This window comes from Acidimicrobiales bacterium, assembly GCA_035533595.1.
In the GTDB taxonomy this organism is placed as follows: Bacteria; Actinomycetota; Acidimicrobiia; order Acidimicrobiales; family Bog-793; genus DATLTN01.
On the sequence record DATLTN010000057.1, the window covers coordinates 26,319 to 49,490 of the forward strand.

Annotated in this window: 20 protein-coding genes; 12 read left to right on the forward strand and 8 right to left on the reverse strand. The window is 72.0% G+C overall.

The genetic code is table 11. The annotated features are described in order from the left end of the window. Positions 1-58 precede the first annotated feature (58 nt). Positions 59-1,471 carry a HAMP domain-containing sensor histidine kinase gene (locus VNF07_10815; GenBank protein HVB06722.1) on the forward strand — a complete coding sequence of 471 codons (1,413 nt, stop codon included), beginning with the start codon at positions 59-61 and terminating at the stop codon, positions 1,469-1,471. Beyond that, the gene (locus tag VNF07_10820) at positions 1,472-2,149 is read left to right on the forward strand and encodes a response regulator transcription factor (GenBank protein ID HVB06723.1); all 678 of its coding nucleotides are present in this window, start codon (positions 1,472-1,474) and stop codon (positions 2,147-2,149) included. It abuts the gene before it with no gap. Between the two features lie 368 nt (positions 2,150-2,517). Here VNF07_10820 and VNF07_10825 read toward each other — a convergent pair whose 3' ends face one another. From VNF07_10825 to VNF07_10835, 3 genes are read right to left on the reverse strand one after another with little or no spacing between them, the layout of a single operon-like run. After that, positions 2,518-3,363 (reverse strand): HAD-IB family hydrolase, encoded by an 846-nt coding sequence (locus tag VNF07_10825; protein ID HVB06724.1) that lies wholly within the window; start codon positions 3,361-3,363, stop codon positions 2,518-2,520. Further along, positions 3,360-4,022 carry an NAD-binding protein gene (locus VNF07_10830; GenBank protein HVB06725.1) on the reverse strand — a complete coding sequence of 221 codons (663 nt, stop codon included), beginning with the start codon at positions 4,020-4,022 and terminating at the stop codon, positions 3,360-3,362. The genes VNF07_10825 and VNF07_10830 overlap by 4 nt, the downstream gene beginning before the upstream one ends. Then, positions 4,019-4,705, reverse strand: a complete 687-nt coding sequence (locus tag VNF07_10835) for a TrkA family potassium uptake protein (GenBank protein HVB06726.1) — start codon at positions 4,703-4,705, stop codon at positions 4,019-4,021. The genes VNF07_10830 and VNF07_10835 overlap by 4 nt, the downstream gene beginning before the upstream one ends. Before the next feature lie 94 nt (positions 4,706-4,799). On the opposite strand from VNF07_10835, the gene VNF07_10840 reads away from it, so the two are divergent. The 4 genes from VNF07_10840 (at position 4,800) to VNF07_10855 (ending at position 11,760) form a co-directional block, all read left to right on the forward strand. Continuing rightward, positions 4,800-7,151, forward strand: coding sequence for an amino acid permease (locus tag VNF07_10840; protein HVB06727.1), 2,352 nt, complete (start codon positions 4,800-4,802; stop codon positions 7,149-7,151). Positions 7,152-7,223: 72 nt separating this feature from the next. Next, complete coding sequence (gene topA / locus VNF07_10845; protein ID HVB06728.1) at positions 7,224-10,016, forward strand: type I DNA topoisomerase; 2,793 nt, start codon at positions 7,224-7,226, stop codon at positions 10,014-10,016. A gap of 47 nt (positions 10,017-10,063) precedes the next feature. Beyond that, positions 10,064-10,687 carry a dTMP kinase gene (gene tmk / locus VNF07_10850; protein ID HVB06729.1) on the forward strand — a complete coding sequence of 208 codons (624 nt, stop codon included), beginning with the start codon at positions 10,064-10,066 and terminating at the stop codon, positions 10,685-10,687. Next, positions 10,684-11,760, forward strand: coding sequence for a hypothetical protein (locus tag VNF07_10855; GenBank protein HVB06730.1), 1,077 nt, complete (start codon positions 10,684-10,686; stop codon positions 11,758-11,760). The genes tmk and VNF07_10855 overlap by 4 nt, the downstream gene beginning before the upstream one ends. Before the next feature lies 1 nt (position 11,761). On the opposite strand, the gene VNF07_10860 is transcribed toward VNF07_10855, so the two are convergent. Continuing rightward, positions 11,762-12,883, reverse strand: coding sequence for a hypothetical protein (locus VNF07_10860; protein HVB06731.1), 1,122 nt, complete (start codon positions 12,881-12,883; stop codon positions 11,762-11,764). Between the two features lie 60 nt (positions 12,884-12,943). Beyond that, positions 12,944-14,926: an acetate--CoA ligase gene (gene acs / locus VNF07_10865; protein ID HVB06732.1), complete on the reverse strand. Its 1,983-nt coding sequence runs from the start codon at positions 14,924-14,926 to the stop codon at positions 12,944-12,946. 98 nt (positions 14,927-15,024) lie between these two features. Here acs and VNF07_10870 point away from each other — a divergent pair, with 98 nt between their 5' ends. Together VNF07_10870 and VNF07_10875 are read left to right on the forward strand one after the other, a co-directional pair. Then, on the forward strand, positions 15,025-15,543 hold the full coding sequence (locus VNF07_10870; protein HVB06733.1) for a GNAT family N-acetyltransferase: 519 nt from the start codon (positions 15,025-15,027) through the stop codon (positions 15,541-15,543). A 22-nt stretch (positions 15,544-15,565) separates the two neighbouring features. After that, positions 15,566-16,156, forward strand: a complete 591-nt coding sequence (locus VNF07_10875) for a carboxymuconolactone decarboxylase family protein (GenBank protein HVB06734.1) — start codon at positions 15,566-15,568, stop codon at positions 16,154-16,156. Positions 16,157-16,170: 14 nt separating this feature from the next. Here VNF07_10875 and VNF07_10880 read toward each other — a convergent pair whose 3' ends face one another. The 3 genes from VNF07_10880 to VNF07_10890 form a co-directional block, all read right to left on the reverse strand. Further along, positions 16,171-17,601: an MFS transporter gene (locus VNF07_10880; protein ID HVB06735.1), complete on the reverse strand. Its 1,431-nt coding sequence runs from the start codon at positions 17,599-17,601 to the stop codon at positions 16,171-16,173. A 31-nt stretch (positions 17,602-17,632) separates the two neighbouring features. Then, positions 17,633-18,481, reverse strand: coding sequence for an LLM class F420-dependent oxidoreductase (locus VNF07_10885; protein HVB06736.1), 849 nt, complete (start codon positions 18,479-18,481; stop codon positions 17,633-17,635). Positions 18,482-18,659: 178 nt separating this feature from the next. Next, positions 18,660-18,863: a hypothetical protein gene (locus VNF07_10890; GenBank protein ID HVB06737.1), complete on the reverse strand. Its 204-nt coding sequence runs from the start codon at positions 18,861-18,863 to the stop codon at positions 18,660-18,662. Between the two features lie 207 nt (positions 18,864-19,070). Here VNF07_10890 and VNF07_10895 point away from each other — a divergent pair, with 207 nt between their 5' ends. From VNF07_10895 to VNF07_10910, 4 genes are all read left to right on the forward strand, one after another. Next, a complete protein-coding gene (locus VNF07_10895) occupies positions 19,071-19,547 on the forward strand; it encodes a MarR family transcriptional regulator (GenBank protein ID HVB06738.1) in 477 nt (158 codons plus the stop codon). Between the two features lie 30 nt (positions 19,548-19,577). Next, the gene (locus tag VNF07_10900; protein HVB06739.1) at positions 19,578-21,311 is read left to right on the forward strand and encodes a hypothetical protein; all 1,734 of its coding nucleotides are present in this window, start codon (positions 19,578-19,580) and stop codon (positions 21,309-21,311) included. A 69-nt stretch (positions 21,312-21,380) separates the two neighbouring features. Continuing rightward, positions 21,381-22,550 carry an LLM class flavin-dependent oxidoreductase gene (locus VNF07_10905; GenBank protein HVB06740.1) on the forward strand — a complete coding sequence of 390 codons (1,170 nt, stop codon included), beginning with the start codon at positions 21,381-21,383 and terminating at the stop codon, positions 22,548-22,550. Between the two features lie 41 nt (positions 22,551-22,591). Beyond that, positions 22,592-23,122, forward strand: a complete 531-nt coding sequence (locus tag VNF07_10910; protein ID HVB06741.1) for a GNAT family N-acetyltransferase — start codon at positions 22,592-22,594, stop codon at positions 23,120-23,122. Positions 23,123-23,172: the final 50 nt, after the last annotated feature.

Consider the following 23,172-nt stretch of genomic DNA (forward strand, 5'->3'; position numbering starts at 1 on the left):
GTCGACCGACGCGACGGTGCTGTAGTGACCAGACATCGGCCCCGTGAAGCTCCGGAAGTTGCGGCTGCACCGCGTCGGTTCCGCTGGCCGCCTCGCGGCCTTTCACGCGGTCGTGCTCGCGACGGCGATCGGCGTCGTCACCGTCGCCTTACTCCGCAGCTTCTCGGCCAGCTATGAGGCGGCCGCTGCCTCCGAGATCGGCGTTCAGCTCCGCCAGTTCGGGCAGGCGGCGCAGGCCCGACCGGCAAGTGAGAGCTTCCGCACCTTTTCCATCCGGTTTCTCCAGACCCATTCGCTCGCTGCGGGCGACTCGGTCGTGGTGGCAGTCGTCGGTGCGGGGCTCGTCGTCACGGGCGACTCGGACCGCTTGGTCCACGATCCCCAGATCGCGCGCTGGTTTGTGACGCCACCGTTTGCGACCGACACCTTCTCCGCGACCGTCGGTCGGACACCGCTCGAGATCGTCGCGGCACCCATCTGGTCGGGAGGGACGGCGATCGGCACCTACATTGCCGCAACCGATCTCGGACCCTTCGCGTCGGAGCGATCGAGGGTGCTCGCGCTCTCGCTCGCCGAAGGTGCAGTCGCCCTGCTCGTGGGGGTGGCCAGTGCGTTCTTCCTACTGCGGCGCCTCCTGCGCACGGTCGGCAGGATCACCGAAGCGGCCGAGGAGATCGGTAGCGGCGATCTCGACCAGCGCCTCGGTGATCCGCAGATCGATGACGAGGTGGGGGAGCTGGCAAGGACCTTCGATTCGATGCTCGACCACCTCCAAGCGGCGATGATTGGCCAACGACGTCTGCTCTCGGACGTCTCCCACCAGCTCCGCACGCCGCTCACCGTCGTCCGTGGTCATCTCGAGGTCCTCGGGCGAACCGGCACGAACGACGCGGCTGCGGTCCGAGAGACGGTGATGCTCGTGATCGACGAACTCGACCGTATGGCCGTGCTCATCGAACGGCTCTTGATGTTGGGACGCGCGATGGAGCCCGATCTGCTCAAGGTCGCCGCGATCGACCTGCGTGAGTTCCTCGGTTCGATCGTCGAGTCCGTGGCCGTCCTCGCTCCCCGACGGTTCATCCTGGCAGCGATGCCGCGGCTCGCGATCGCTGCAGACCCCGAGCAACTGCGCGGGGCAATCGTGAATCTGCTCGAGAACGCGATCCACGCCACTGGGCAAGACGACGCGATCGCCCTCGGAGCTGAACAAGATCCCTTCTCCGGCGACGTCTCCGTCGTCGTCGAAGACTCCGGAGGAGGGATACCCGAATCCGAGCGGGAGGCGGCGCTCGAGCGGTTCGCGCGGCCCGGTGCGCGCACCGCGGGTGGATCCGGGCTCGGGCTCGCGATCGCGAAAGCAGTCGCGATCGCTCATGGAGGCGAGATCTCCGTCGATGAGTCACCGACGTTCGGGGGTGCGCGCGTCGCGATCGTGCTCCCACGCACGAGCGTCCTCACCTCGATGCGCTAGATGCACATCCTCGTCGTCGAAGACGATGCCCGGATCGTCTCGTTCATCGAGAAGGGCCTCGCGGCCGAGGGATACGCGACCTCGGTTGCGCGAGACGGCGAGTCCGCATCAGGGCTGTTGGCGCGCGCCGACGCCTCCTTCGACCTGGTCCTGCTCGATCTCGGCCTCCCCGGCGTCTCCGGGGAGGAGGTCCTGCGGTCGGTCCGCTCCCGTGCCTCTCGACTCCCGGTCATCGTCCTCACCGCTCGGGCCGAGACCGAGGACAAGGTGCGCGTGCTCAATCTCGGTGCGAACGACTACGTCACCAAGCCGTTCTCCTTCGAAGAGCTGCTCGCTCGTATCCGGTCGGCGGTGCGGGTGAGCACTCAACAGGTCGCAACTGAGCTCACGGTTGGCGACCTCGTCCTCGACCTGTTGACCAAGGTCGCCCGACGCGGCGACCGGCAGATCGAGCTGGCGCCACGAGAGTGGGCGCTCCTCGAGCTCTTCATGCGCCACCCCACCCACGTCATGACGCGGACGCGGATCATGAACGACGTGTTCGGCTATGACTTCGACACCGGCACCAATGTCGTCGACGTCTACGTCGGTTATCTCCGGCGCAAGATCAACGCACCGGGTGAGGAGACCTACATCAAGACCGTACGAGGAGCCGGATACCGGTTCACCACCCCATAGCGACGGTCTGGCCCAGCGCGAAGGGCCGCCGCCCGCTGCTTCGCCGAACTCGCCGGCGCGCCGGGAAGGTGATCCTCGCCGCAGCGTCTCGTTCACGGGCCTCAGATCGGCTTCGTCGCCTCGGTCACGGGCACCTCGCATTGGCTGAGCCGGGCGACCCGCCCCGAGCCGGTTGGAGCAGGTGGCGGGGACGATTCAGCTTGGCGCTCGGCGAGCAGGGGCTCCGCCTCAGCGAAGTGCGTCGCGCCCGGAGCGTCAGCCCGGGCGGCGGGTAGCATCACGGCATGTTGAAGAAGCTCATCATCCTGCTCGCCCTCGTCGGCCTGGGCGTTGTCGCCGCGCGGCGACTTCGCACCGACTGAGCGCACTCAGCCACTTCGCCTGACTCGGGCATTGCTGCCCAGCCACCAGCCGAGCACGAGCGCTGCCGCTCCGATCACGCAGGCACCGAGGCTGATTGCGACGACCGGCGGTGACACGCGTACGTGTCCCCGCACCCGGTCGCGCAGGCGCACGGGGGAGTTGAAGTGGCGGCTCTCCCAGCCCCGCTCGCGCGCGAGGCGGCCAAGGACGCGATCGGCGTTCACCGCCACGGGGTGGCCGACGCTCTCGAGCATCGGCACGTCGGTGTACGAGTCGCTGTAGGCGTAGGACTCGGCGAGGTCGACCCCGTGCTCGGCCGCATGGCGACGGAGCGCCTCCGCCTTGTAGGGGCCGTAGGCGTAGAACGCCATCTCCCCCGTGTAGCGCCCGCGCGCGTCGAGCGCGGCGCGCGACGCGATCGCCTCGGTGACCCCGAGGTGGCGGGCGAGGGGGAGGACGATCTCCTCGGGTGAGGCAGAGACGATCACCACGCGGTGGCCCGCCTCGCGGTGCGTGTCGATGAGGTCCATCGCCTCTGCGTAGATGATCGGCTCGACCACCCGCTCGAGCGCCTCCTCGACGATGACGCCGACCCGTTCGGCCGACCAGCCGCGGCTGAGGGTGAGGATCACCTCGCGGATGCGCGCCTGGCGATGTTCGGCGGCCCCGAGGTGGAGGTAGACGATCTGCGCGAAGGCGGCGCGCACGAGGGCCCGCCGGTCGAGGAGCCCTCCGGAGTAGAGCGGACCGCGGAAGGCCGCCATCGAGGCCTTGGCGATGACCGTTTTGTCGAGGTCGAAGTAGGCCGCGACCTGCCCTTTGGCGCTCGCCCCGTCGTGCGCCGCTGTCACGTGGCGACGAAGAGGACGCGCACCTCCTCTTCGGACTCCTCGGTGAGCAGCAGCACCACCTCGTCGCCGACGAGCACGCGGGTGTCACCGCGGGGGACGACGAGGCGCCCCTCGCGCACGATCGCCACGATGGTCGCGCCGCGGGGCAGGTTGAGGTTCTCGAGGCTCGTCCCCGCGGAGGGGGAGCCGGCGTCGAGGGTCACCTCGACGAGCCGGGTGTTGCCCCCCTCGAAGGAGAGGAGCTGCACCATCGAGCCGACCGAGACTGCCTCCTCGACGAGAGCGGAGAGCAGGTGCGGCGTCGAGACCGCGATGTCGACGCCCCAGGTCTCGTTGAACAGCCAGTGGTTGCGGGGGTGGTTGACCCGGGCGATCACCCGCGGCACCGCGAACTCCTGCTTGGCGAGGAGGGAGATGACGAGGTTGTCCTCGTCGTCCCCCGTCGCCGCCACGACCACGTCGGCCTTGTCGAGCTCCGCTGTCTGCAGGACGTCCACCTCGCAGGCGTCGGCACGCACCAGGCGGATTCGGGGGTCCTCGGGGAGCTGCTCGATGGCGCTCGGGTTCTTCTCGATGAGGAGCACCTCGTGGCCACCCGCGGCGAGGTCGTCCGCGAGGAAGGTGCCCACCGCGCCGGCACCGGCGATGACGACCTTCACGAGCGGGCCACCCTCGCCTCCTCGTGCGCCTCGTGGAAGGCCTCGCCGACGCGCTCGCGGCTGAGGGCGTTCACCGCCAGGTGCAGGACGTCGCCCTCCTGGCCGACGAGTTCGCCGGCGCCGACGCGGGCGATGCCGGCGCGCGTCACGGCGACGACCTGCGCGCCCGTCTCGCCCTCGATCTGCTGGAGGCGCCGGCCGCACCAGGAGAAGGGGATGGCGCGCTCGATGAGCTGCACCTGCCCGGAGGGGTCGGTCCACTCGGTGATCGTCTCGGTCGGGAAGAGGCGCCGCTGCACCTGCTCGATGGTCCAGGTCACGGTGGCGACGGTGGGGATGCCGAGACGCTGGTAGATCTCGGCGCGGCGGGGGTCGTAGATGCGGGCGACGACCGCGGGGATCTCGTAGGTCTCGCGCGCGATCCGGGCGCAGAGGATGTTCGAGTTGTCGCCGTTCGTCACCGCCGCGAGCGCCCCCGCACGCTCGGCGCCGGCCTCGTCGAGGGTGTGACGGTCGAAGCCCATGCCGTGGATCGCGCGGCCCCCCCAGTCAGCGGGCAGCCGCCGGAAGGCGGGCTCGGACTTGTCGATGATCACCACGCTGTGCCCCGCTCGCACGAGCGCGATGCCGAGACTCGAGCCGACTCTTCCGCAGCCGACCACGACGATGTGCACGGCATCCATCGAACACGCCCATTCCGCCGCGCACAACTCATTCCGCCGGGCGGGGCGCCGGCGCCGGCTGACACGTCAGTTGGCAATTGGGCAGACTACGGCGATGTCCGAGCCATCGGTACCGCTCGGGCTCTCCGGCCCCCGACCGGCGCCGCCGCGCGTCGTCCTCCCCGAGCCGCTCGGCTACCGTTGGAAGCGCCGCCTCCTCGGGCCGCCGCTCGTGACCGAGCGCCTCGCCGACGAGCGCCTCGCGAACCCCATCGCCCTCGGCGTGCTCGCCCCAGACTGCATCTCCTCGACCGCCTACGGCTCGGAGGAGATCCTCACCGAGCTGATCCCGGCGGTCGGCGTCGCCGCCTTCAGCCTCCTCGTCCCGATCACCTTCGCGGTGATCGCGGTGCTGATCTTCATCACCCTCTCCTACCGAGAGGTCGTGATGGCCTACACCAAGGCGGGCGGCGCCTACGTCGTCGCGCGCGAGAACTTCGGGCCGCGCGTCGCCCAGGTGGCGGCGGTCGCGCTGATCATCGACTACGTCGTCACGGTCGCGGTGCAGATCTCGGCGGGGACCGACGCGGTGACCTCGGCCTTCCCGGCGCTCTCCCCCTACAACGTGGCGATCTGCCTCGGCGTGGTGGTGCTCATGTGTTACGGGAACCTTCGGGGGATCCGCGAGGCGGGGCGGATGTTCGCCCTCCCCACCTATCTGTTCGTCACCGCCTGCGCGCTCGTGATCGTCTTCGGCATCGTCCGCAGCGCCCTCGGCGAGCTCCACCACCACAGCGTCCACATGGCCGGGGCCGTCCCCGCCGGCCATCCCGGGAGCGGCCTGCTCTACGGGGCGTCGTTGTTCATCATCCTCCGCTCGTTCGCGAACGGCGGCTCCTCGCTCACCGGCCTCGAAGCGATCTCCAACGGGGTCGCCACCTTCCGCCCCCCCGAGGGGCGCAACGCCCGGCGGGTGCTCGTCGTGATGTCGGTGACCCTCGGCTCGCTCGTCCTCGGCGTCTCGTTCCTTGCGACGGTGACCCACGCCGTCCCGTTCATGACCGGCAGCCCGACAGTCCTCTCCCAAGAGGCGCGCTACGTCTTCGGCAGCGGGCTGTTCGCGAAGGTCGGCTACTACTTCGTGCAGGGGGCGACGATGCTCATCCTCTACACAGGCGGCAACACGAGCTTCAACGGCTTCCCCAACCTCGCGAGCTTCGTCGCCGAGGACGCCTTCCTCCCCCGTCAGCTGACGCGGCGCGGCCACCGCCTGGTCTTCTCGAACGGGATCCTCATCCTCGCGGCCCTCTCGGCGATCCTGCTCGTCATCACCCAGGCGCGGGTGAACTCTCTCGTCTCGGTGTATGCGATCGGCGTCTTCACCGGCTTCACGATGGCCGGGGCGGGCATGGTCCGCTACCACCTCGCGCACCGCCCGCCCGGTTGGCGGCACCGCCTCGTGGTCAACGGCTTCGCCTCGGGCCTCGCCTTCATCGTCGTGCTGATCCTCGCCGTCGCGAAGTTCACCGAGGGCGCCTGGGTCGTGGTCGTGCTCTTCCCGGTGCTCGTCGCGGTGCTGATCCGCATGCACCACGTCTACGCCGAGGAGAAGGCGGAGCTGCAGGAGAACGTCACCCGCGCCGCCGAGGCGCCGATGCTCCGCCGCCACGTCATCTTCCTGTTCATCGGCGCCTTCGACCTCGCTGCCGCGAGGGCCCTCCAGTACGGGAGGACCCTCGGTGCCGGCGAGCCGCGCGTCGTGCACTTCGTCCTCGACACCACCGCGGCGCGCGAGCTCGAGGTGCAGTGGTCGACGCTCGGCATCTCGCGCGTCCCGCTGGAGCTGATCGAGTGCCCCGACCGCCGCCTCGGGCGCGCCGCGATGGAGCTCGTCGCGGCCGCGGCGGCGGACGGCGAGACCGAGGTCACCGTGCTGCTGCCGCGGCGCGTGTCGGACGGCGTGCTCCGACGCTTCCTCCACGACCGCACCTCGGAGCGCATCGCCGCTCTCGTCGGCGAGATCCCGAACGCGGCGGCGACGATCGTCCCCTTCCTCCTCGGCCGCCGTCACCGCCTCCGCCCGGGGCGCGAGCGCGGCCCGTTCCTCGAGGAGGGCACCGCTCCTCTCGCCGCGCCGGAGGGTGGCGCCCTCCCGGCACCCGAGCCGAGCAGCGGCACGACGCCGATCGGGAGCCTCCGCTGGCGGGAGCGGGCGCGCGCCGGCGGGCGGGTGCACGCGGTGCGGGTGCAGCCGGGCTCGGGGCTCTCGAGCCTCGAGTGCGTCCTCGTCGACGCGAGCGGAGAGCTGCTCGTCGTGTTCCAGGGGCGCCGCTCCCTCCCCGGCATCGTCCCCGGCGCCCACCTCCTCGTCGAGGGGACCGTCGGCGAGCGCGGGGGGCGGGTGGCGATGCTCAACCCGAGCTATACGATCCTCGCGAGAGCCGTCGAGGAGCGGCCGCCGGGCTGACCGGCGAGGCGGTGGTCAGCGCCGCCCCACGCAGTCGTTATCCTTCGCCTCCGTCGCGATCCAGGTAGGAGCATGCCGAAAGCCCTCGTCATCGTCGAATCGCCTGCCAAGGCGCGCACCATCGCGCGCTTCTTGGGCAGCGGCTACGTCGTCGAGCCCTCGATCGGCCACATCCGCGACCTTCCCCGTTCCGCCGCGGAGGTCCCCGCCGCCTACAAGGGCGAGAGCTGGGCGCGCCTCGGCGTCGATGTCGACAACGACTTCAAGCCCCTCTACGTCGTCGCCAAGGAGCGCCAGGAGCAGGTCCGCAAACTGCGCGCGCTGGTGAAGGACGCGAGCGAGGTCTACCTCGCGACCGACGAAGACCGCGAGGGCGAGTCGATCGCCTGGCACCTGCTCGAGGTGCTCGCGCCGCGCGTGCCGGTGAAGCGGATGGTCTTCCACGAGATCACCCCCTCGGCGATCGAGCACGCGATCGCCAACCCCCGCGAGCTCGACCGCCGCCTCGTCGACGCCCAGGAGGCGCGGCGCATCCTCGACCGCCTCTACGGCTACGAGCTCTCGCCGGTGCTCTGGAAGAAGGTGATGGCCGGCCTCTCCGCGGGCCGGGTGCAGAGCGTCGCGACGCGCATCGTCGTCGAGCGCGAGCGCGAACGGATGCGCTTCCGCTCCGCCGCCTGGTGGAGTCTCAGCGGGCAGTTCCGCACCGCGGCGGCCGAGTCCTTCGACGCCGAGCTGCGCCTCCTCGGCGATCGCCAGCTCGCCGACGGCGGCGACTTCTCCGAGGCCGGGGAGCTCAGTCGCGAGGGCGTCCTCGTCCTCGACGACGCGCACTCCGCAGAGCTGGCCGCCGCCCTCGAGGGGGCGAGCTTCGCGGTGGCGGCGGTCGAGGAGCGCCCCTACCGCCGCTCGCCGGCGGCGCCCTTCATCACCTCGACGCTCCAGCAGGAAGCGGCGCGCAAGCTGCGCTTCTCCCCGCAGCGCACGATGCAGGTCGCGCAGCACCTCTACGAGCAGGGCTTCATCACCTACATGCGGACCGACTCGACGACGCTCTCGGACACCGCGTTGCGCGCCGCGCGCGCGCAGGCGACCGCCCTCTACGGCGCCGAGGCCGTCGCCAACGCGCCGCGCACCTACGACCGGCGGGTGAAGAACGCGCAGGAGGCCCACGAGGCGATCCGCCCGGCGGGCGACGAGTTCCGCCTGCCCTCCTCGCTCTCGCTCGGTCGCGACGAGCAGCGCCTCTACGAGCTCGTCTGGCAGCGGACGGTCGCCTCGCAGATGACCGACGCCACCGGGGTCACAGCGCGCCTGCGCATCACCGGCGAGACGGTCCGGGAGTGCTCGGTGGCGGCCGCCCGCACGACCGCGGAGTTCCACGCCTCGGGGACGGTGATCACCCGGCCGGGCTTCCTGCGCGTCTACCGGGAGGACGACGACTCCGAGGAGGAGCGGCGCGCCGAGGACGTCCGCCTGCCGCAGCTCGCCGTCGGTGACGCCCTCGACCTCACCGGCCTCGAGCGCGAGGAGCACGCCACCAAGCCCCCCGCCCGCTTCACCGAGGCCTCGCTCGTGAAGCGCCTGGAGGAGCTCGGCGTCGGCCGTCCCTCCACGTACGCGAGCATCCTGCAGACGATCCAGGACCGCGGCTACGTCTGGAAGAAGGGGAGCGCGCTCGTCCCCTCCTTCACCGCCTTCGCCGTCGTCGGCCTGCTCGAGACGAACTTCCCGAAGCTCGTCGACTACGGCTTCACGGCGAGCATGGAGGACGACCTCGACGAGATCGCGAGCGGCACCGAGGAGGCGGTCCCCTGGCTCGAGCGCTTCTACTTCGGCGGGCCGCGGCCCCGCCCGACTGACGCCGCCGGCAATGGCGGCGGCGACGGCCTGCAGCAGGCGGTCCTCGACCGCCTCGGGACGATCGACGCCCGCGAGGTGAACTCGATCCCCCTCGGGGTCACCGACGACGGCGAGATGGTCGTCATCCGCGTCGGCCGCTACGGCCCCTACCTGCAGCGCGGTGAGGAGCGGGCCTCGATCCCAGAGGACCTCGCCCCCGACGAGCTGACGATGGCGCGCGCCGAGGAGCTGCTCGCCGCCCCCTCCGGTGACCGCGAGCTCGGGGTCGACCCCGACAGCGGCGAGACCGTCGTCGTCCGCAACGGCCGCTACGGCCCCTACGTGCAGGCGGGGGAGGCCGGTGGAGGCGACAAGCCGCGCACCGCCTCGCTCTTCAAGTCGATGTCCCCCGAGACCGTCACCCTCGACAACGCGCTGCAGCTGCTGCGCCTGCCGCGCGTCGTCGGCAGCGACCCCGAGGGCGGCGAGGAGATCGTCGCCCGCAACGGCCGCTACGGCCCGTACCTGCAGAAGGGGAGCGACTCGCGCAGCGTGGAGGGCGAGGAGCGCCTCCTCGAGATCACCCTCGAGGAGGCGCTCGCGCTCTTCGCGCAGCCGAAGGAGCGACGCTTCGGGCGCCAGGCGGCGGCGCCGTTGCGCGAGATCGGCACCGACCCGGCGACCAACTCCCCGATCGTGCTCCGCTCGGGGCGCTTCGGCCCCTACGTCACCGACGGCACCGTGAACGCCTCGCTGCGACGCGGCGACGACGCCGACAGTCTCACCCTCGACCGCGCCGCCGAGCTCCTCGCCGACAAGCGCGCCGCTGGGCCCTCCCCGGCCCGCGGGCGGGGCGCGAAGAAGGCAGCGGGCGCGAAGCGCCCGGCGAAGAGGGCCGCCGCCAAGAAGGCCGGGGCGAAGAAGGCCACCGTGAAGAAGGCGGCGGCGAAGAAGGCGGCGGCGAAGAAGGCCACGGCGAAGAAGGCCGCCGTCCGCAAGGCAGCAGCGCCCGCGCCGGAATGACCCCGGCGGGCGGCCCCGCGGTCGCGGTCCGGCCGTAGTCTGCGCCGGTGGCGTCGCGCGGCAGGTTCATCGTCTTCGAAGGTGGTGAGGGGACGGGCAAGTCGACCCAGGCCGAACGCCTCGCCCGCCACCTCGGGGCGCTCCTCACCCGCGAGCCCGGGGGGAGCGCGCTCGGCGACGCCGTGCGCGCGCTGTTCCTCGGGGAGGCGGTCGGAGTGATCTCACCGCGCGCCGAGCTGCTGCTCGTGGCCGCGGCTCGCGCCCAGCACGTCGTCGAGCTGATCTCCCCGACGCTCCTCGCGGGGCGCGACGTGGTCTGCGACCGCTTCTCCGGCTCGACCCTCGCCTACCAGGGCCACGGGCGGGGCCTCCCCCTCGAGGACGTGCTGGTGGCGAGCGAGCTCGCGACCGCCGGCCTGCAGCCCGACCTCACCGTGCTGCTCGACCTCGACCCCGCGGTCGCGAAGGCGCGGCGCAAGAGCGAGGCCGACCGCATCGAAGCCGAGGGGGACGCCTTCCACGAGCGGGTCTTCGCCGGCTTCCGGGCGATCGCCGCCGCCGACCCCCGCGGCTGGGCGCTCCTCGACGCGAGCGGCAGCCCGGACGAGGTCGAGGGTCGCGTCCGGGAGGTCGTCACGGCGCGTCTCGGGCCACCGGCGGTGCCGGCGTGACGGCCGGCGCGACGCCGGCCCCTCCGGTCTTCGGGCGGGTCATCGGCCAACCGCACGCCGTCGACCTGCTCGCCGCCTCGGCGGCGAGCCCGCTGCACGCCTACCTGTTCCTCGGCCCTCCCGGATCGGGCAAGCGCCGCGCCGCGACCGCCTTCGCGGCGGCGCTGCTGTGCCCCGAGGGTGGCTGCGGTGATTGCCCGTCGTGCCGCGACGTCCTCGCCGGCCGCCACCCCGACGTCACCTTCGTCGAGCGCCAGGGGGCCGCGATCAGCGTCGATCAGGCGCGCGAGGTGGCGAGGATCGCCCAGCGGGCACCTGCCGTCAGCCGGCTGCAGCTGGTCGTCCTCGTCGACTTCCACCTCGTCGAGGAGGCCGCTCCGGCGCTGTTGAAGACGATCGAGGAGCCGCCCGCTTCCACGGTCTTCGTCGTCCTCGCCGATGCGCTCCCCCCTGAGCTGGTGACGATCGCGAGCCGCTGCGTGCCGGTGCACTTCGCGGCGCTCGACGAGGGCAGCATCGAGGCGCTGCTCCTCGAGGGCGGCGTCGAAGCGGGGGTCGCCACGGCCGCGGCCGCCGCCGCGCACGGTCGCTTCGACCGGGCTTCGCTCATCGCCGCGGACCCGCAATTCGCGGCGCGCCAGGCGCGCTGGCGGGCGGTCCCCGAGGCGCTCGACGGCACCGGCGCGACCGTGGCGAGGACCGTCGCGGAGCTCCTCTCCGGTGCCGAGCAGCTGCTCGCCGTGGTGCGGGAGCGCCAGGAGGCCGAGCTCGCGGTGCTCGCCGAGGAGGCGACGCGCCGCGGCGACCGGACCATCGCCGGCCGCCAGCAGATCGAACAGCGCCACCGCCGTGAGCAACGCCGCCTGCGCACCGACGAGCTGCGCGCCGGCCTCGCGACCCTCGCCGCCGCCTACCGGGCGCGCCTCGACGCCCCGAACCTCCCGCCCAGGCGGGCAGCGGGACTGGTGCGCGCCTGTGAGCGCATCGACGAGGCGGCGAAGTGGGTCGAGCGGAACCCGAGCGAGCCGCTCCTCCTGCAGGCGCTGCTGCTCGATCTCGACAAGAGCGGCTGACTCAGCCGGGCGCGGAGGGGAGCGGCGGCGCCTGCGCGCCGAGCGCCTTCATCTTCAGCTTGCCCGGGGGCTTCGGTGCCCGCGGCGCGCTCGGAAGCTTCGGCGCCGGCGCTCGTGGTGGCTGGCGGGGCGGGAGCTGGCCCCTCGACATCGCCTTCATCTTCAGCTTGCCGGGCGGCCGCGGCGGCCCTCCGGAGCCCGCATGTGGTGCCTTGGCCGCGCTGGGGAGCTTCGCGGCCGGCCCCCCCGCCGCAGCGCCCGCGCCCCCGGCGGCGGGGAGCTTCGGCGCGGCCTTGGTCGGCGGCGTCGCCTTGCCCTTGGCCATCGCCTTCATCTTCAGCTTGCCCGGGGGGCGCTTGCTCGCGAGCTTCGGCGCGGCGAGCTTCTTCGCGTCCTTCGCCCCGGGGAGCGCCTTGGCCGCTGGCAGCTTCTTGGCGGGCAGCTTCTTGGCGGCGATCTTCGGAGGCGCCACCTTCTTGCCGCCCGCCTTCGGGGGGGCGAGCTTCTTCGCCGGTGGCCGCTTCGGGAGCTTCTTCACCTTCGGGAGCTTCTTCGCCGCGGCCTTGGGGGCCTGCTGCTTCTTCGCCAGCTGCTCGGAGTGCTTGAGACGCGCCTTCTTCGCCCCGGTGAGCTTCTTTACCGAGAGCTTCTTCTGCGCCTTCAGCCGTCTCGCGGCGAGCTTCTGCTTCCCCATCTTCTTCTGCGCGGGGAGCTTCGGCCCCTTCAGCTTCTTCGCCGACTGCCGGCCGACCGGGACCTTCTTCCCCGCGGGGGCCTTCGGGAGGGCGAGCTTCTTGCCCCCGGGGACCTTCGGGGCGGCGAGCTTCTTCGCCCCCGGCGCCTTCGGAGGGGCGAGCTTCTTCACCCCGGGCAGCTTCGGGCCGGCGAACTTCTTCGCGCCGGGGGCCTTCGGGGGCGCGATCTTCTTCCCCCCGGGGAGCTTCGGGCCGGCGAGCTTCTTCGCCGCGGGGAGCTTGGCCGCGGGGAGCTTCGCCCCCGCCGCCTTTGGGAGCGCGAGCTTCTTCGCCGTCGGCAGCTTCGGCCCCGCGGGCCGCTTCCCGCTCGGAAGCTTCGGGCCGGGGAACTTTCTCGCCGAGGGGAGCTTCGGGACGCGGGGCGGCACGCGCCCGACGCTACTTTCGCCCCGCCCCCGGCGGGGGGTGCCGGCCCGGGAGCGCCGGTGTCAGTCCTCGGTCGCCGGCGCGAGGCGCGCCCGCTCGGCGATCTCCTCCACGACCGCGGCGTTGGCGAGGGTCGTCACGTCCCCGAGCTGGCGCTGCTCGGAGATGTCGCGCAGCAGCCGGCGCATGATCTTCCCGGAGCGGGTCTTCGGCAGCTCGTCGGTGAAGACGATCGAGGCGGGGCGGGCGATCTTGCCGATCTTCACGGCGACGTGCTCGCGCAGTTCCTGGAGCAGCGCCTCGTCACCGACGCGCTCGCCCTTCAGGGTGACGAAGGCGGCGATCGCCTGCCCGGTCACCTCGTCGGCGCGTCCGATCACCGCCGCCTCGGCGACGGCCTGGTGGTCGACGAGGGCCGACTCCACCTCGAGGGTCGAGATGCGGTGGCCGGAGATGTTCATCACGTCGTCGACGCGGCCGAGGAGCCAGTAGTCGCCGTCCCCGTCGCGCTTCGCGCCGTCGCCCGCGAAGTAGACCCAACGCCCCTTCTCCGGGTCCGAGAAGCGGCTCCAGTAGGTCTCGACGAAGCGCTCCGGGTCGCCGTAGATGCCGCGGGTCATCGCCGGCCAGGGCGCGGTGAGCACGAGGTAGCCGCCCTCGCCGAGTGCGAGGCTGCGCCCGGCGTCGTCGACGACGTCGGCGGCGATCCCCGGGAGCGGCGCGCTCGCCGAGCTCGGCTTGGTGACCGAGATCCCCGGGAGCGGCGAGATCATGATCGAGCCGGTCTCGGTCTGCCACCAGGTGTCGACGACCGGACAGGCCGATCCGCCGATCACCTCCCGGTACCAGATCCAGGCCTCCGGGTTGATTGGCTCGCCGACGCTGCCGAGGAGGCGCAGGCTCGAGAGGTCGTGCGCGGCGGGGAGCTCGCTGCCCCACTTCATGAAGGTGCGGATCGAGGTGGGCGCGGTGTAGAGGATCGTCACCTTGTAACGCTCGACGATCTCCCAGAAGCGGTCGCGCGCCGGGTGCTGCGGCGCGCCCTCGTAGAGCACCGAGGTGGCGCCGTTGGCGAGCGGCCCGTAGACGACGTAGCTGTGGCCGGTGACCCAGCCGACGTCGGCGGTGCACCAGTAGACGTCGGAGTCCTCGTGGAGGTCGAAGACCATCTTGTGGGTCGTCGCCGTGCCGACGAGGTAGCCGGCGCAGGTGTGGATGATCCCCTTCGGCTTGCCGGTCGTGCCCGAGGTGTAGAGGAGGAAGAGCAGGTCCTCGCTGTCGCACTCGACCGCCGCGCAGGTCGGCGGCTGGTCGGTGACGAGCTCGTGGTAGTCGACGTCGCGCCCCGGGGTCATCGCGATCTCGTTGCCGGTCCGTCGCAGCACCACCACCGAGGTCACCGTGGGCGTGCGGGTGAGCGCGTCGTCGGCCATCTCCTTGAGCGGCACGACCTGGCCGGCGCGCCATGCGCCGTCGCAGGTGATGAGCGCCTTGGCAGCGGCGTCGTTGATGCGGTCGGCGAGGGCCTCGGCGGAGAAGCCCCCGAAGATCACCGAGTGGGCGGCGCCGAGGCGCGCGCAGGCGAGGAGGGCGATCGGGAGCTCGGGGACCATCCCCATGTAGATCGCGACGCGGTCGCCCTTTTCGATCCCGAGCGAGGCGAGGCCGTTCGCGAGGCGGCAGACCTCGGCGTGCAGCTCGGCGTAGGTGAGGCTGCGGCGGTCGCCCGGCTCGCCCTCCCAGTGGTAGGCGACGCGGTCGGGGTGGGTGCTGAGGTGACGGTCGAGGCAGCTCTCGGTGACGTTCAGGGTGCCGCCGCCGAACCAGCGGGCAAAGGGCGCGCCCGACCAGTCGAGGACCTCCTCGAAGGGGCTGCGCCACTCGATCGCCTCCGCCTGGCGCCCCCAGTAGGCGAGCGGGTCGGCGGCCGCCTCGTCGAAGAGCCCCCGGTCCCTGACGAGCGCCTGGGCGGCGAACTCGGGCGGCGGGGGGAAGGTCCGCCCTTCCTCGAAGAGCGCGGCGATGGTGTGCGAGGTGTCGCTCATCTCCCCTCCTTGTCCAGCGCCAATCTAAACGCCGCCCCGGCGCGGACCGCCCACCCGCTCCCGGCCCTCTGGCACGATGGGCCCCCGAGGGAGGTCCGATGCGCGAGCGCGCCGCAGCCGAGGAGACGAGGAGCGCGCGCGACGGCGCGCCGGTCGCCCTCGGACCGCTGCGCGACGACGAGCACGCGGCGCTGTTCTCCCTCTTCGCCGACGTCGTCACGGCAGGCGAGGGCTACCCGCACGCCCCGCCGCTCACCCGCCAGGTCTTCGAGGAGACCTGGGTGCGGCCGGTGACGACGGTGATCGCGGCCCGCCTCGGGGGCGAGCTGGCGGGCGCCTACTACCTGAAGCCCAACTCGCCCGGGCGCGCCGCGCACATCGCCAACGCCGGCTACCTCGTCGCCGCGCCTGAGCGCCGGCGGGGCATCGGGCGCCTGCTCTGCGAGGACTCGATCTGGCGGGCGCCGCTGCTCGGCTTCGACGCCGTGCAGTTCAACCTCGTCTTCGTCGACAACCCGGCGCGGGCGCTCTACGAGGAGCTCGGCTGGGCCGAGATCGGGCGCGTCCCGCGCGCCGTCGAGGGCCGGGACGCGATCATCTACTGGCGAGCGGTGTAGGCCGCCGCGGAGAGGACGGACCATGGACCACGGACGCCTGCACTGGTACGAGCCGGGAGAGCTCAACGAGGACCAGCGCCGTGTCTACGACGCGATCACCGGCGGCCCCCGCTCGGTCGGCCCGCAGGCGATCCAGCGCCTGGACGAGGAGGGCCGCCTGTTCGGCCCCTTCAACGCGATGCTCGTCGATCCCGGCGTGGGGGAGATCCTGCAGGCGCTCGGCGCCGCCATCCGCTACCGCACCGAGATTTCGGGCCGCGCCCGCGAGATCGCGATCCTCGAGGTGGCGCGGGCGCACAAGAGCGAGTTCGAGTGGTACGCCCACCGCGAGACCGGCTACCTCGCGGGGCTCAGCGCGGACGAGGTGGAGGCGATCCGCACCGGTGGTGAGGCGGCGAGCCTCTCCGAGGAGGAGCGGCGCATCCGCGAGCTGGTGCAGGCGCTCGTGCGCGACCGGGATCTCTCCGACGCGCAGTACGCCCAGGCGCACGAGTCCCTCGGCCTGCAGCTCGTCACCGACCTCGTGTACCTCACCGGTTACTACGAGGCGCTCGCCCTCAGCCTGAACGTCTTCCGCGTCCCGCTGCCGCCGGGGGTGGCGCCCGCCTTTTGAGCGACGGCCGCGTCCTACCAGTCGGCGCGGCGCTCGGGGACGGTGAAGATGAGCGGCGAGACGAGGACGATGAGCACCGCGAAGGCGATGAAGCAGTGCGAGAAGGTCGCCCCTGCATCGCCGCGGTGGTAGGTGACGAAGGCGGTCGTCACCGAGATCGCGACGATGCCACCGAGCTGGCGGATCGAGCCCCGCAGCCCGGCGATCGAGGCGACGTCGCCCGGCGCGAGGGCGAGCACGGCGTTGTTCGTCGCCGGGGCGGCGATGCCGTTGCCGATCCCCATGAGGGCCGAGCCGATGGCGAGCCAGGCGTAGACCGAGACGGCGGGCGGCCCGATGGCGAGGAGGACGAGGCCGCACACCGCGACGCCGAAGCCCACCGCCATCGGCAGGCGGTAGCCGATGCGCCGCAGCGCGAACGAGGTGAGGCCGGCGACGATGACCGCCCCCGCCGAACGGGCGGTGAGCAGCGTCCCCGCCTGTAGGGAGTTGATGCCGTAGCGGACCTGGGCGTAGAGGGGCACGAGCGCCCCGAAGCCGACGACGCTGCCGCCGAAGATGAAGTTGAGGAGGTTCATCGTCCCAAAGGCGCGGGTCGAGAGGAGCTTGAGGGGGATGAGCGGCTCGGCGGTCCGGCCGAGGTGGCGGACGAAGGCGACGAGGAAGACGACGAAGGCCACGGCGCAGGTGAGGAAGACCGGGGAGACCAGTGCCGAGGAGAAGGTGCCGGTGGCGTTGCCGAGCACCGTGATCGCCGTCATCAGGGCGCCGGTGAACGCGGCGAGCAGGGCGATGCCGCCGAAGTCGGCGCGGCGGGCGGAGCGGCCGCGGCCGTCGGGGAGGTTGCGCAACGCGAGCAGCAGCAGCACCGCCCCGATCGGGACGTTGATGAGGAAGATCTCCCGCCACGAGCCGTAGGTGATGATGATCCCGCCGAAGATCGGCCCCGCCAACGAGCCGATCGGGAACATGCTCGTGAACATCCCGATCGCCCGGTCGCGGTCTTCGCGAAAGACGTCGGAGACCATCCCCGTCGCCGAGGGCATGAAGCCGCCGCCACCGAGCGCCTGCACGACGCGCAGCGCGACGAGGACGTAGATGTCGGGGGCGAGGCCGCAGGCGAGCGAGGCGAGGGTGAAGATCAGGATGCAGGCGATGAAGACCCGCCGCCGGCCGAACTGGTCGCTCATCCTCCCCATCACCGGCTGGGCCAGGATCGTGCCGAGCTGGTAGCCGGTGATCGTCCAGGCCGTCCAGGCGACCGAGGAGTGCAGCTCGTGGCCGACCGTGTGGAAGGCCGTGGCGACGATCGTCTGGTCGATCGAGGACATCATCAGGCTGACCGAGACCGTGGCGAAGATCGTCCAGCGCTTGCGCCGCGAGTAGAGCGGACGCTCCTCTGCCGGCGCGACGGCTGGCGGCAGCGCGGCGCCCGGAGTGCTCATTGGCGCCCGCTGTTGTGCGGCCGCCGCGCCCTCAATCGAGCACCGAGCGGGCCTCGCGGAGCGCCTCGAGGTGGCCCTCCACGTCCCCGCGGCCGGTGCCCATCGTGTTCAGCGAGAGGTGGCTCGCGCCGGCCGCCCGCCAGGCGGCGACGCTTTCGGCGAGGGAGTCGTCGACGCGCGCCCGCCCCTCCATGCCGAGGTCGCCCGGCGCGCGCCCGGCGTCGCTCGCCGCCCCGTCGACGATCGCCTTCGCCTCCTCGAGGCCGTCGCCCGGCTTGCGCTGGGGGAACCAGCCGTCGCCGAGCGCGCCAGCGCGCCGGAGCGCGGGCTCGCTGTTGGCCCCGAACCAGATCGGGATCGGCTGCTGCACCGGGAGCGGGCGGAGGCCCGCGCCGTGCACGGTCTCGAAGCGCCCCTCGAAGCTCACGCTCTCCTCGGTGAAGAGCCGGCGCAGCAGCGCGACCTGCTCGACGACGCGCGCGCCGCGGTCCGAGAAGTCCTTGCCGAGCGCCTGGTACTCGACGGCGTTCCACCCGAGGCCGATGCCGAGACGGAAGCGGCCCCCCGTGAGCAGGTCGATCTCGGCGGCCTGCTTGGCGGCGAGCACGGTCTGGCGCTGCGGGAGGATGATGATCCCGGTCACGAGCTCGAGGCTCGTGAAGGCGGCGAGGTAGCCGTAGAGGACGAAGGGCTCGTGGAAGGTGCTGTGCAGGTCGTAGGGGCCGGACCACCCCTCGTGCACCTCGCGGTCGGCGCCGACGACGTGGTCGTAGGCCAGGAGGTGGCGGTAGCCCAGCTCCTCGGCGCCCGTCGCGTAGGCGCGTACGGCGCCGGGGTCGTTCCCGATCTCGGTTTGGGGGAAGACAACACCGATCTGCACGGGATCGGGTCTACCACGGTGCCCGCTGCGGCGGGGAGCTGTCAGCCTTCGGGTGGGGAGGCGTCCCCGGCCCGGCTCCGGCGCCCAACGGGGTGCGGGGGTACCGCAGCCTCGTCGGATTGCCGGATGTGACGCCGCCGGTCGGCGGCGGGACTGCGCGAGCGGCGTAGCGGCGGGGTCAGAACGTCTCGGGGGAGTCGTTGCGCAGCACGAGGGCGAGTACCTCCCAGGTGGAACGCAGCGTGTTGCGGGCGATGTCGCGGATGCCGGCGTAGTTGGTGCCGCCGCTCCGTGCCTCGAGCTCGGGGTCGTTCGGGATGTAGGCCCCGAAACGAGCGGTCTCGAACACCCGGTTGCTGTATTCGTTGTTGGCGTTGGTCATTGTCTGTCACCTCCTCTGCTGTGGCGTTGGAACCATTGTGCTCCTACTGGGTCTATCTGTCAAACTGTTTTAAAGAATACGTATGATCGATTATACAGATCACCCGCGAGGGAACAGCGCGACAGACATGACGCGACAGACATGAAATGTGTAGCCGGTTCCCGTGCAAATCCTCATCAGGCGTGCAAGCGTATGGTGAGAAACGAGATGCCCCCGCTCCCTGATACCGACGGATTGCTTGCGGAGCTGTCGGAGGCCTTCCTCGAAGTGACGAGGGTGATGGCCGAGATCGCGGCGCGCACCCTCGCCGCCCAGGAAGAGCTCACCGTCCTTCAGTACCGGGCCCTCGTCGTGCTCGCGGAGTCGGGGAGCAGCCGCGTCGCCGCCCTCGCCGAGGCGCTGCACGTCAGCCCCTCGACGGCGACGCGGCTCTGCGACCGGCTCGTCGCGAAGCAGCTCATCGGCCGCAACCGCTCCGTCGAGGACCGCCGAGAGGTGCAGGTCGCCCTCGCCGACAACGGCCGCTTCCTCGTCGAGGAGGTCACCCGCGGACGCCTCGGTGCGATCCGCGCGATCCTCGCCGAGATCGACGAGGAGCGCTACCCGGCGCTGCTCGAGGCGATCGCCTCCTTCGCCAACGCGTCGCGCGAGTTAAGCCCCTTCGGAGTCCCCGCCGGGCGGTGACCGCCGCCCGCCTCTTCTAAGGTCGGGCAGGTGGCGGGGTTCCCTGGCGGTGTTGCGGGGGCGGAGGGGCAGATCTTCGAGAGCGCCCGTCCGCTCTCCCAGTCGGTGCTCTGGCGGGCGCAGAACCGCTACTACGAGGGCGCCGGCCAGCAGGCGTGGGCCTCGGGGGAGGTGCCCCACACCCTCACCACCGGCCCGATCCTCGCCCGCAGCTATGCCCGCCTGATCGAGTCCTTCGTCGCGGACTGCCGCGCCGGGGTGATGGGGCCGGTCGACCCGGCAGCCCCCCTCTACGTCGTCGAGGTCGGCTCCGGCTCGGGACGCCTCGCCTTCGAGGTGCTGTTGGCGCTCGACCGGGAGGCCCTCGCCCCCTTCCACGTCGTCTACGTCCTCACCGACCGCGTCGCCGAGAACATCGCCAGCTACCCGGCCCACCCGATGCTCGCCCCGCTGATCGCCGCGGGCGAGGTCGACTGGGCGTACTTCGAGGCGGGCACCTCGACGGCCCTCCGCCGCGAGGGCTCGGGCGCGCCCCTCGACGAGGTGGTGAACCCGCTCGTCCTCGTCGCCAACTACCTCTTCGACGTCATCCCCCAGGACCTCTTCACCACGGCCGGGGGAGCGCTTCGCGAGGAGCTCGTCACGACCTGTGCCGAGACCCCCTTCCCCGAGCTCGGCGACCCCGACTTCTTCCGCCGGGTCTTCCTCTCGACGACGCCCGTCGAGGTCCCGCCCGGGCGTTACGAGGAGGCGCGCATCGACGGGCTGCTCCGCGAGTGCGCGGCCGCGCGACCCGAGGGGCGCTTCCTCTTCCCGGCCGACGCGCTGCGGACCCTCGACACCTTCCTCCGGCTCTCGGGCGGCCGCCTCCTCTGTTTGATCGGTGAGCGGCCGGGCCGTGTCCCCCTCGCCAACCCCGAGGCTTCGGCCGTCGACGAGGCGATCAAGGCCGACCCGGCGGTCCGCCCCGGCCCCGCGGTGCTCCCCGCCGGCGGGGCCACCGCCCACCGCCCCGGCGCCCTCATCGCGATGGGCGTGCACGGGGGCTCGATGTCGCTCCCCGTCGACCTCTCGATCCTCGCCCGCGCCGCCGCGCCGCGCCGCGTGCTGCTTCCCGAGGCCCCGCCCACGGCGCTGCTCGTCGCGGCGCTGTGCTTCGGCGAGGAGGCGCCGGCCGCCGCGCTGCGCCGCTGCTACGCCCGCGTCGTCGGCGAGGCCGGCCCCGAGGACATCTACCTGCTGGTGAAGGCGGCGCTCGGCGAGGGGGAGCGTCGCCCGGTCCACGCCGAGCACCTGGCGGTCCTCCGCCTCGGCGGCTACGACCCCTACCTGCTCCGCCTCAGCGTCGACGGCTTCGCGAAGGAGGACGACGTCCTCGACGACGCCGAGCTCGAGGAGCTGGCGCGGGTGCTCGGGCGCACCTGGCTGCACGACTTCCCGATCGACGACACCGACCTCGCCTACGGGATCGCGGCGATCCTCGCCCCGGCGGGCGCGTACGCGGCGGCGCTCGAGTACTTCGGGCGCTCGATCGAGCGGACCGGCCCACGCGCCAACACGTGGTACAACGCCGCCCTCTGCGAGCTGCACCTCGGGCGGGTGGAGGACGCCATCACCTCGCTGCGGTCGGCGCTCGCCCTCGACGCGGCCTACGAGCCGGCAGAGACCCTCCTCGAGCAGGTGCTCGGCGAGCAGGAACGCGACCGCGCACGCGCGGCCGGCGACACACCCGACGGCGGCGCTCTACCATCGGCTCTCCGATGAGGCGCGCCACGGCCCTGCGACGTTCCGTCGGCGGCGCGCGGAGGGACCGGTGAGGCGGGGGAGGCGGCGGTGAGCACCCCGCTTCGTCACGGCATCTTCCTCGCCCCGTTCCATCAGGCGCACGAGAACCCGACGCTCTGTCTGGAGCGGGACTTCGAGCTCGTCGAGCTCCTCGACCGCCTGGACTTCCAGGAGGCGTGGATCGGCGAGCACCACTCCGCGGGCTTCGAGACGATCAGCTCGCCCGAGCTCTTCATCGCTGCTGCGGCGTCCCGCACCCGCCATCTCCGCCTCGGCACCGGCGTCGTCTCCCTCCCGTATCACAACCCTTTGATGGTCGCGAACCGCATCGTCCAGCTCGACCACATGACGCGCGGGCGGGTGATGTTCGGCGCCGGCCCTGGGCTGCTCGCCTCGGACGCCTTGATGCTCGGCATCGACCCGATGGTGCAGCGGGACCGGATGGCCGAGTCCCTCGACGTGATCCTGCGCCTGTTCCGCGGCGAGGTCGTCACCGAGGAGACCGACTGGTACTCCCTGCACGACGCACGCCTCCACCTCCTCCCCTACACCCGCCCCTTCCCCGAGGTCGCGGTGGCGAGTGCGGTCACCCCCTCCGGCGGTCGCCTTGCCGGCCGCTACGACCTCGGGATGCTCTGTGTCGCGGCGGGCGAGCGCGCCGGGTTCGACGCGCTGGCCGTGAACTGGCAGATCGCCTGCGAGGTCGCCGCCGAGCACGGGCGGCAGATGGACCCCAGCCGCCTCCGCCTCGTCGTGCTGATGCACCTCGCCGAGAGCCGCGAGCAGGCCGCGCTCGATGTCCGCTTCGGCCTCAAGGCCTTCGTCGACTACTTCAACAACAACATGCCGCGGATCTTCGTCCCCGAGGGGGCCGACACCGTCGACTGGTACATCGAGCAGCAGATCGCGGTGATTGGCACCCCCGACGACGCGATCGCCCGCATCGAGCAGCTGCAGGACAAGCAGGGCGAGTTCGGCGCGGTCCTCCTGCAGGCGCACAACTGGGCGGACTGGGAGGCGACGAAGCGCTCCTACGAGCTCTACGCCCGCTACGTGATGCCGCACTTCAGCGGGGCGAACAGCGCCCGCGAGGACTCCTACCGCTGGGTGAGCGAGCGCACCGCCGAGCTGAGCGAGCTCCGCCGTGCAGCCGCGCAGGGGATGTTCGACAAGCACGACGCCGAGCGGCGCGCCCGCGGCGAGGGCGCGCCGGGCTGAGCCGGACGTCGCGGTACGGCCCGCGGGCCCATACTCGTGCCGTGGAGGGCGTCGAGATCCGGAGCGCTGCGAGCGAGGACTTCGCGGGCTGGTTCAGCCTCTTCTCCGAGGTCGCCGCGGAGGGGAAGTGGGTCGGGAGCGAGGCGCCGCTCGACCAGGAGGCGCGCCGAGAGCGGTTCCAGCGTTCACTCGACTCGGCCGACCAGGAGACCTTCCTTGCTCACCACGGTGGGCGCCTGATCGGCGTGCTCGGGATGGAGCTCTCCCGGGGGCTCGCCGAGCTCGGGATGCTGGTCGACGCCGCGTGGCGGCGCCGGGGTGTCGGCTCGCAGCTCATGGAAACGGGGATCGCCTGGGCGCGCGAGCGCGGCGCCCACAAGGTCGTGCTCGAGGTGTGGCCGCACAACACCGCGGCGCAGGCGCTGTACCGGAAGTTTGGCTTCGCCGAAGAGGCGGTCCTCCGCCGGCACTACCGGCGGAACAACGGCCAGCTGTGGGACGCGATCGGGATGGGCCTCGTCCTCGACCACGACTCCCCGGGAAGCCCGTTCACGCCGTCGTCGGACGGATAGCGGCTGTCGACGATCAGCAGGTACTGCGTCACCGCTCAGCTCAGGGCGGA

Excerpts from the sequence above, each read along its gene's own strand:
- VNF07_10820 (HVB06723.1), top strand. The coding sequence starts at position 1,472 with ATGCACATCCTCGTCGTCGAAGACGATGCCCGGATCGTCTCGTTCATC.
- VNF07_10835 (HVB06726.1), bottom strand. The coding sequence starts at position 4,705 with ATGGATGCCGTGCACATCGTCGTGGTCGGCTGCGGAAGAGTCGGCTCG.
- VNF07_10880 (HVB06735.1), bottom strand. The coding sequence starts at position 17,601 with ATGAGCACTCCGGGCGCCGCGCTGCCGCCAGCCGTCGCGCCGGCAGAG.
- VNF07_10895 (HVB06738.1), top strand. The coding sequence starts at position 19,071 with ATGCCCCCGCTCCCTGATACCGACGGATTGCTTGCGGAGCTGTCGGAG.
- topA (HVB06728.1), top strand. The coding sequence starts at position 7,224 with ATGCCGAAAGCCCTCGTCATCGTCGAATCGCCTGCCAAGGCGCGCACC.
- VNF07_10875 (HVB06734.1), top strand. The coding sequence starts at position 15,566 with ATGGACCACGGACGCCTGCACTGGTACGAGCCGGGAGAGCTCAACGAG.
- acs (HVB06732.1), bottom strand. The coding sequence starts at position 14,926 with ATGAGCGACACCTCGCACACCATCGCCGCGCTCTTCGAGGAAGGGCGG.
- VNF07_10870 (HVB06733.1), top strand. The coding sequence starts at position 15,025 with ATGCGCGAGCGCGCCGCAGCCGAGGAGACGAGGAGCGCGCGCGACGGC.
- VNF07_10840 (HVB06727.1), top strand. The coding sequence starts at position 4,800 with ATGTCCGAGCCATCGGTACCGCTCGGGCTCTCCGGCCCCCGACCGGCG.
- VNF07_10890 (HVB06737.1), bottom strand. The coding sequence starts at position 18,863 with ATGACCAACGCCAACAACGAATACAGCAACCGGGTGTTCGAGACCGCT.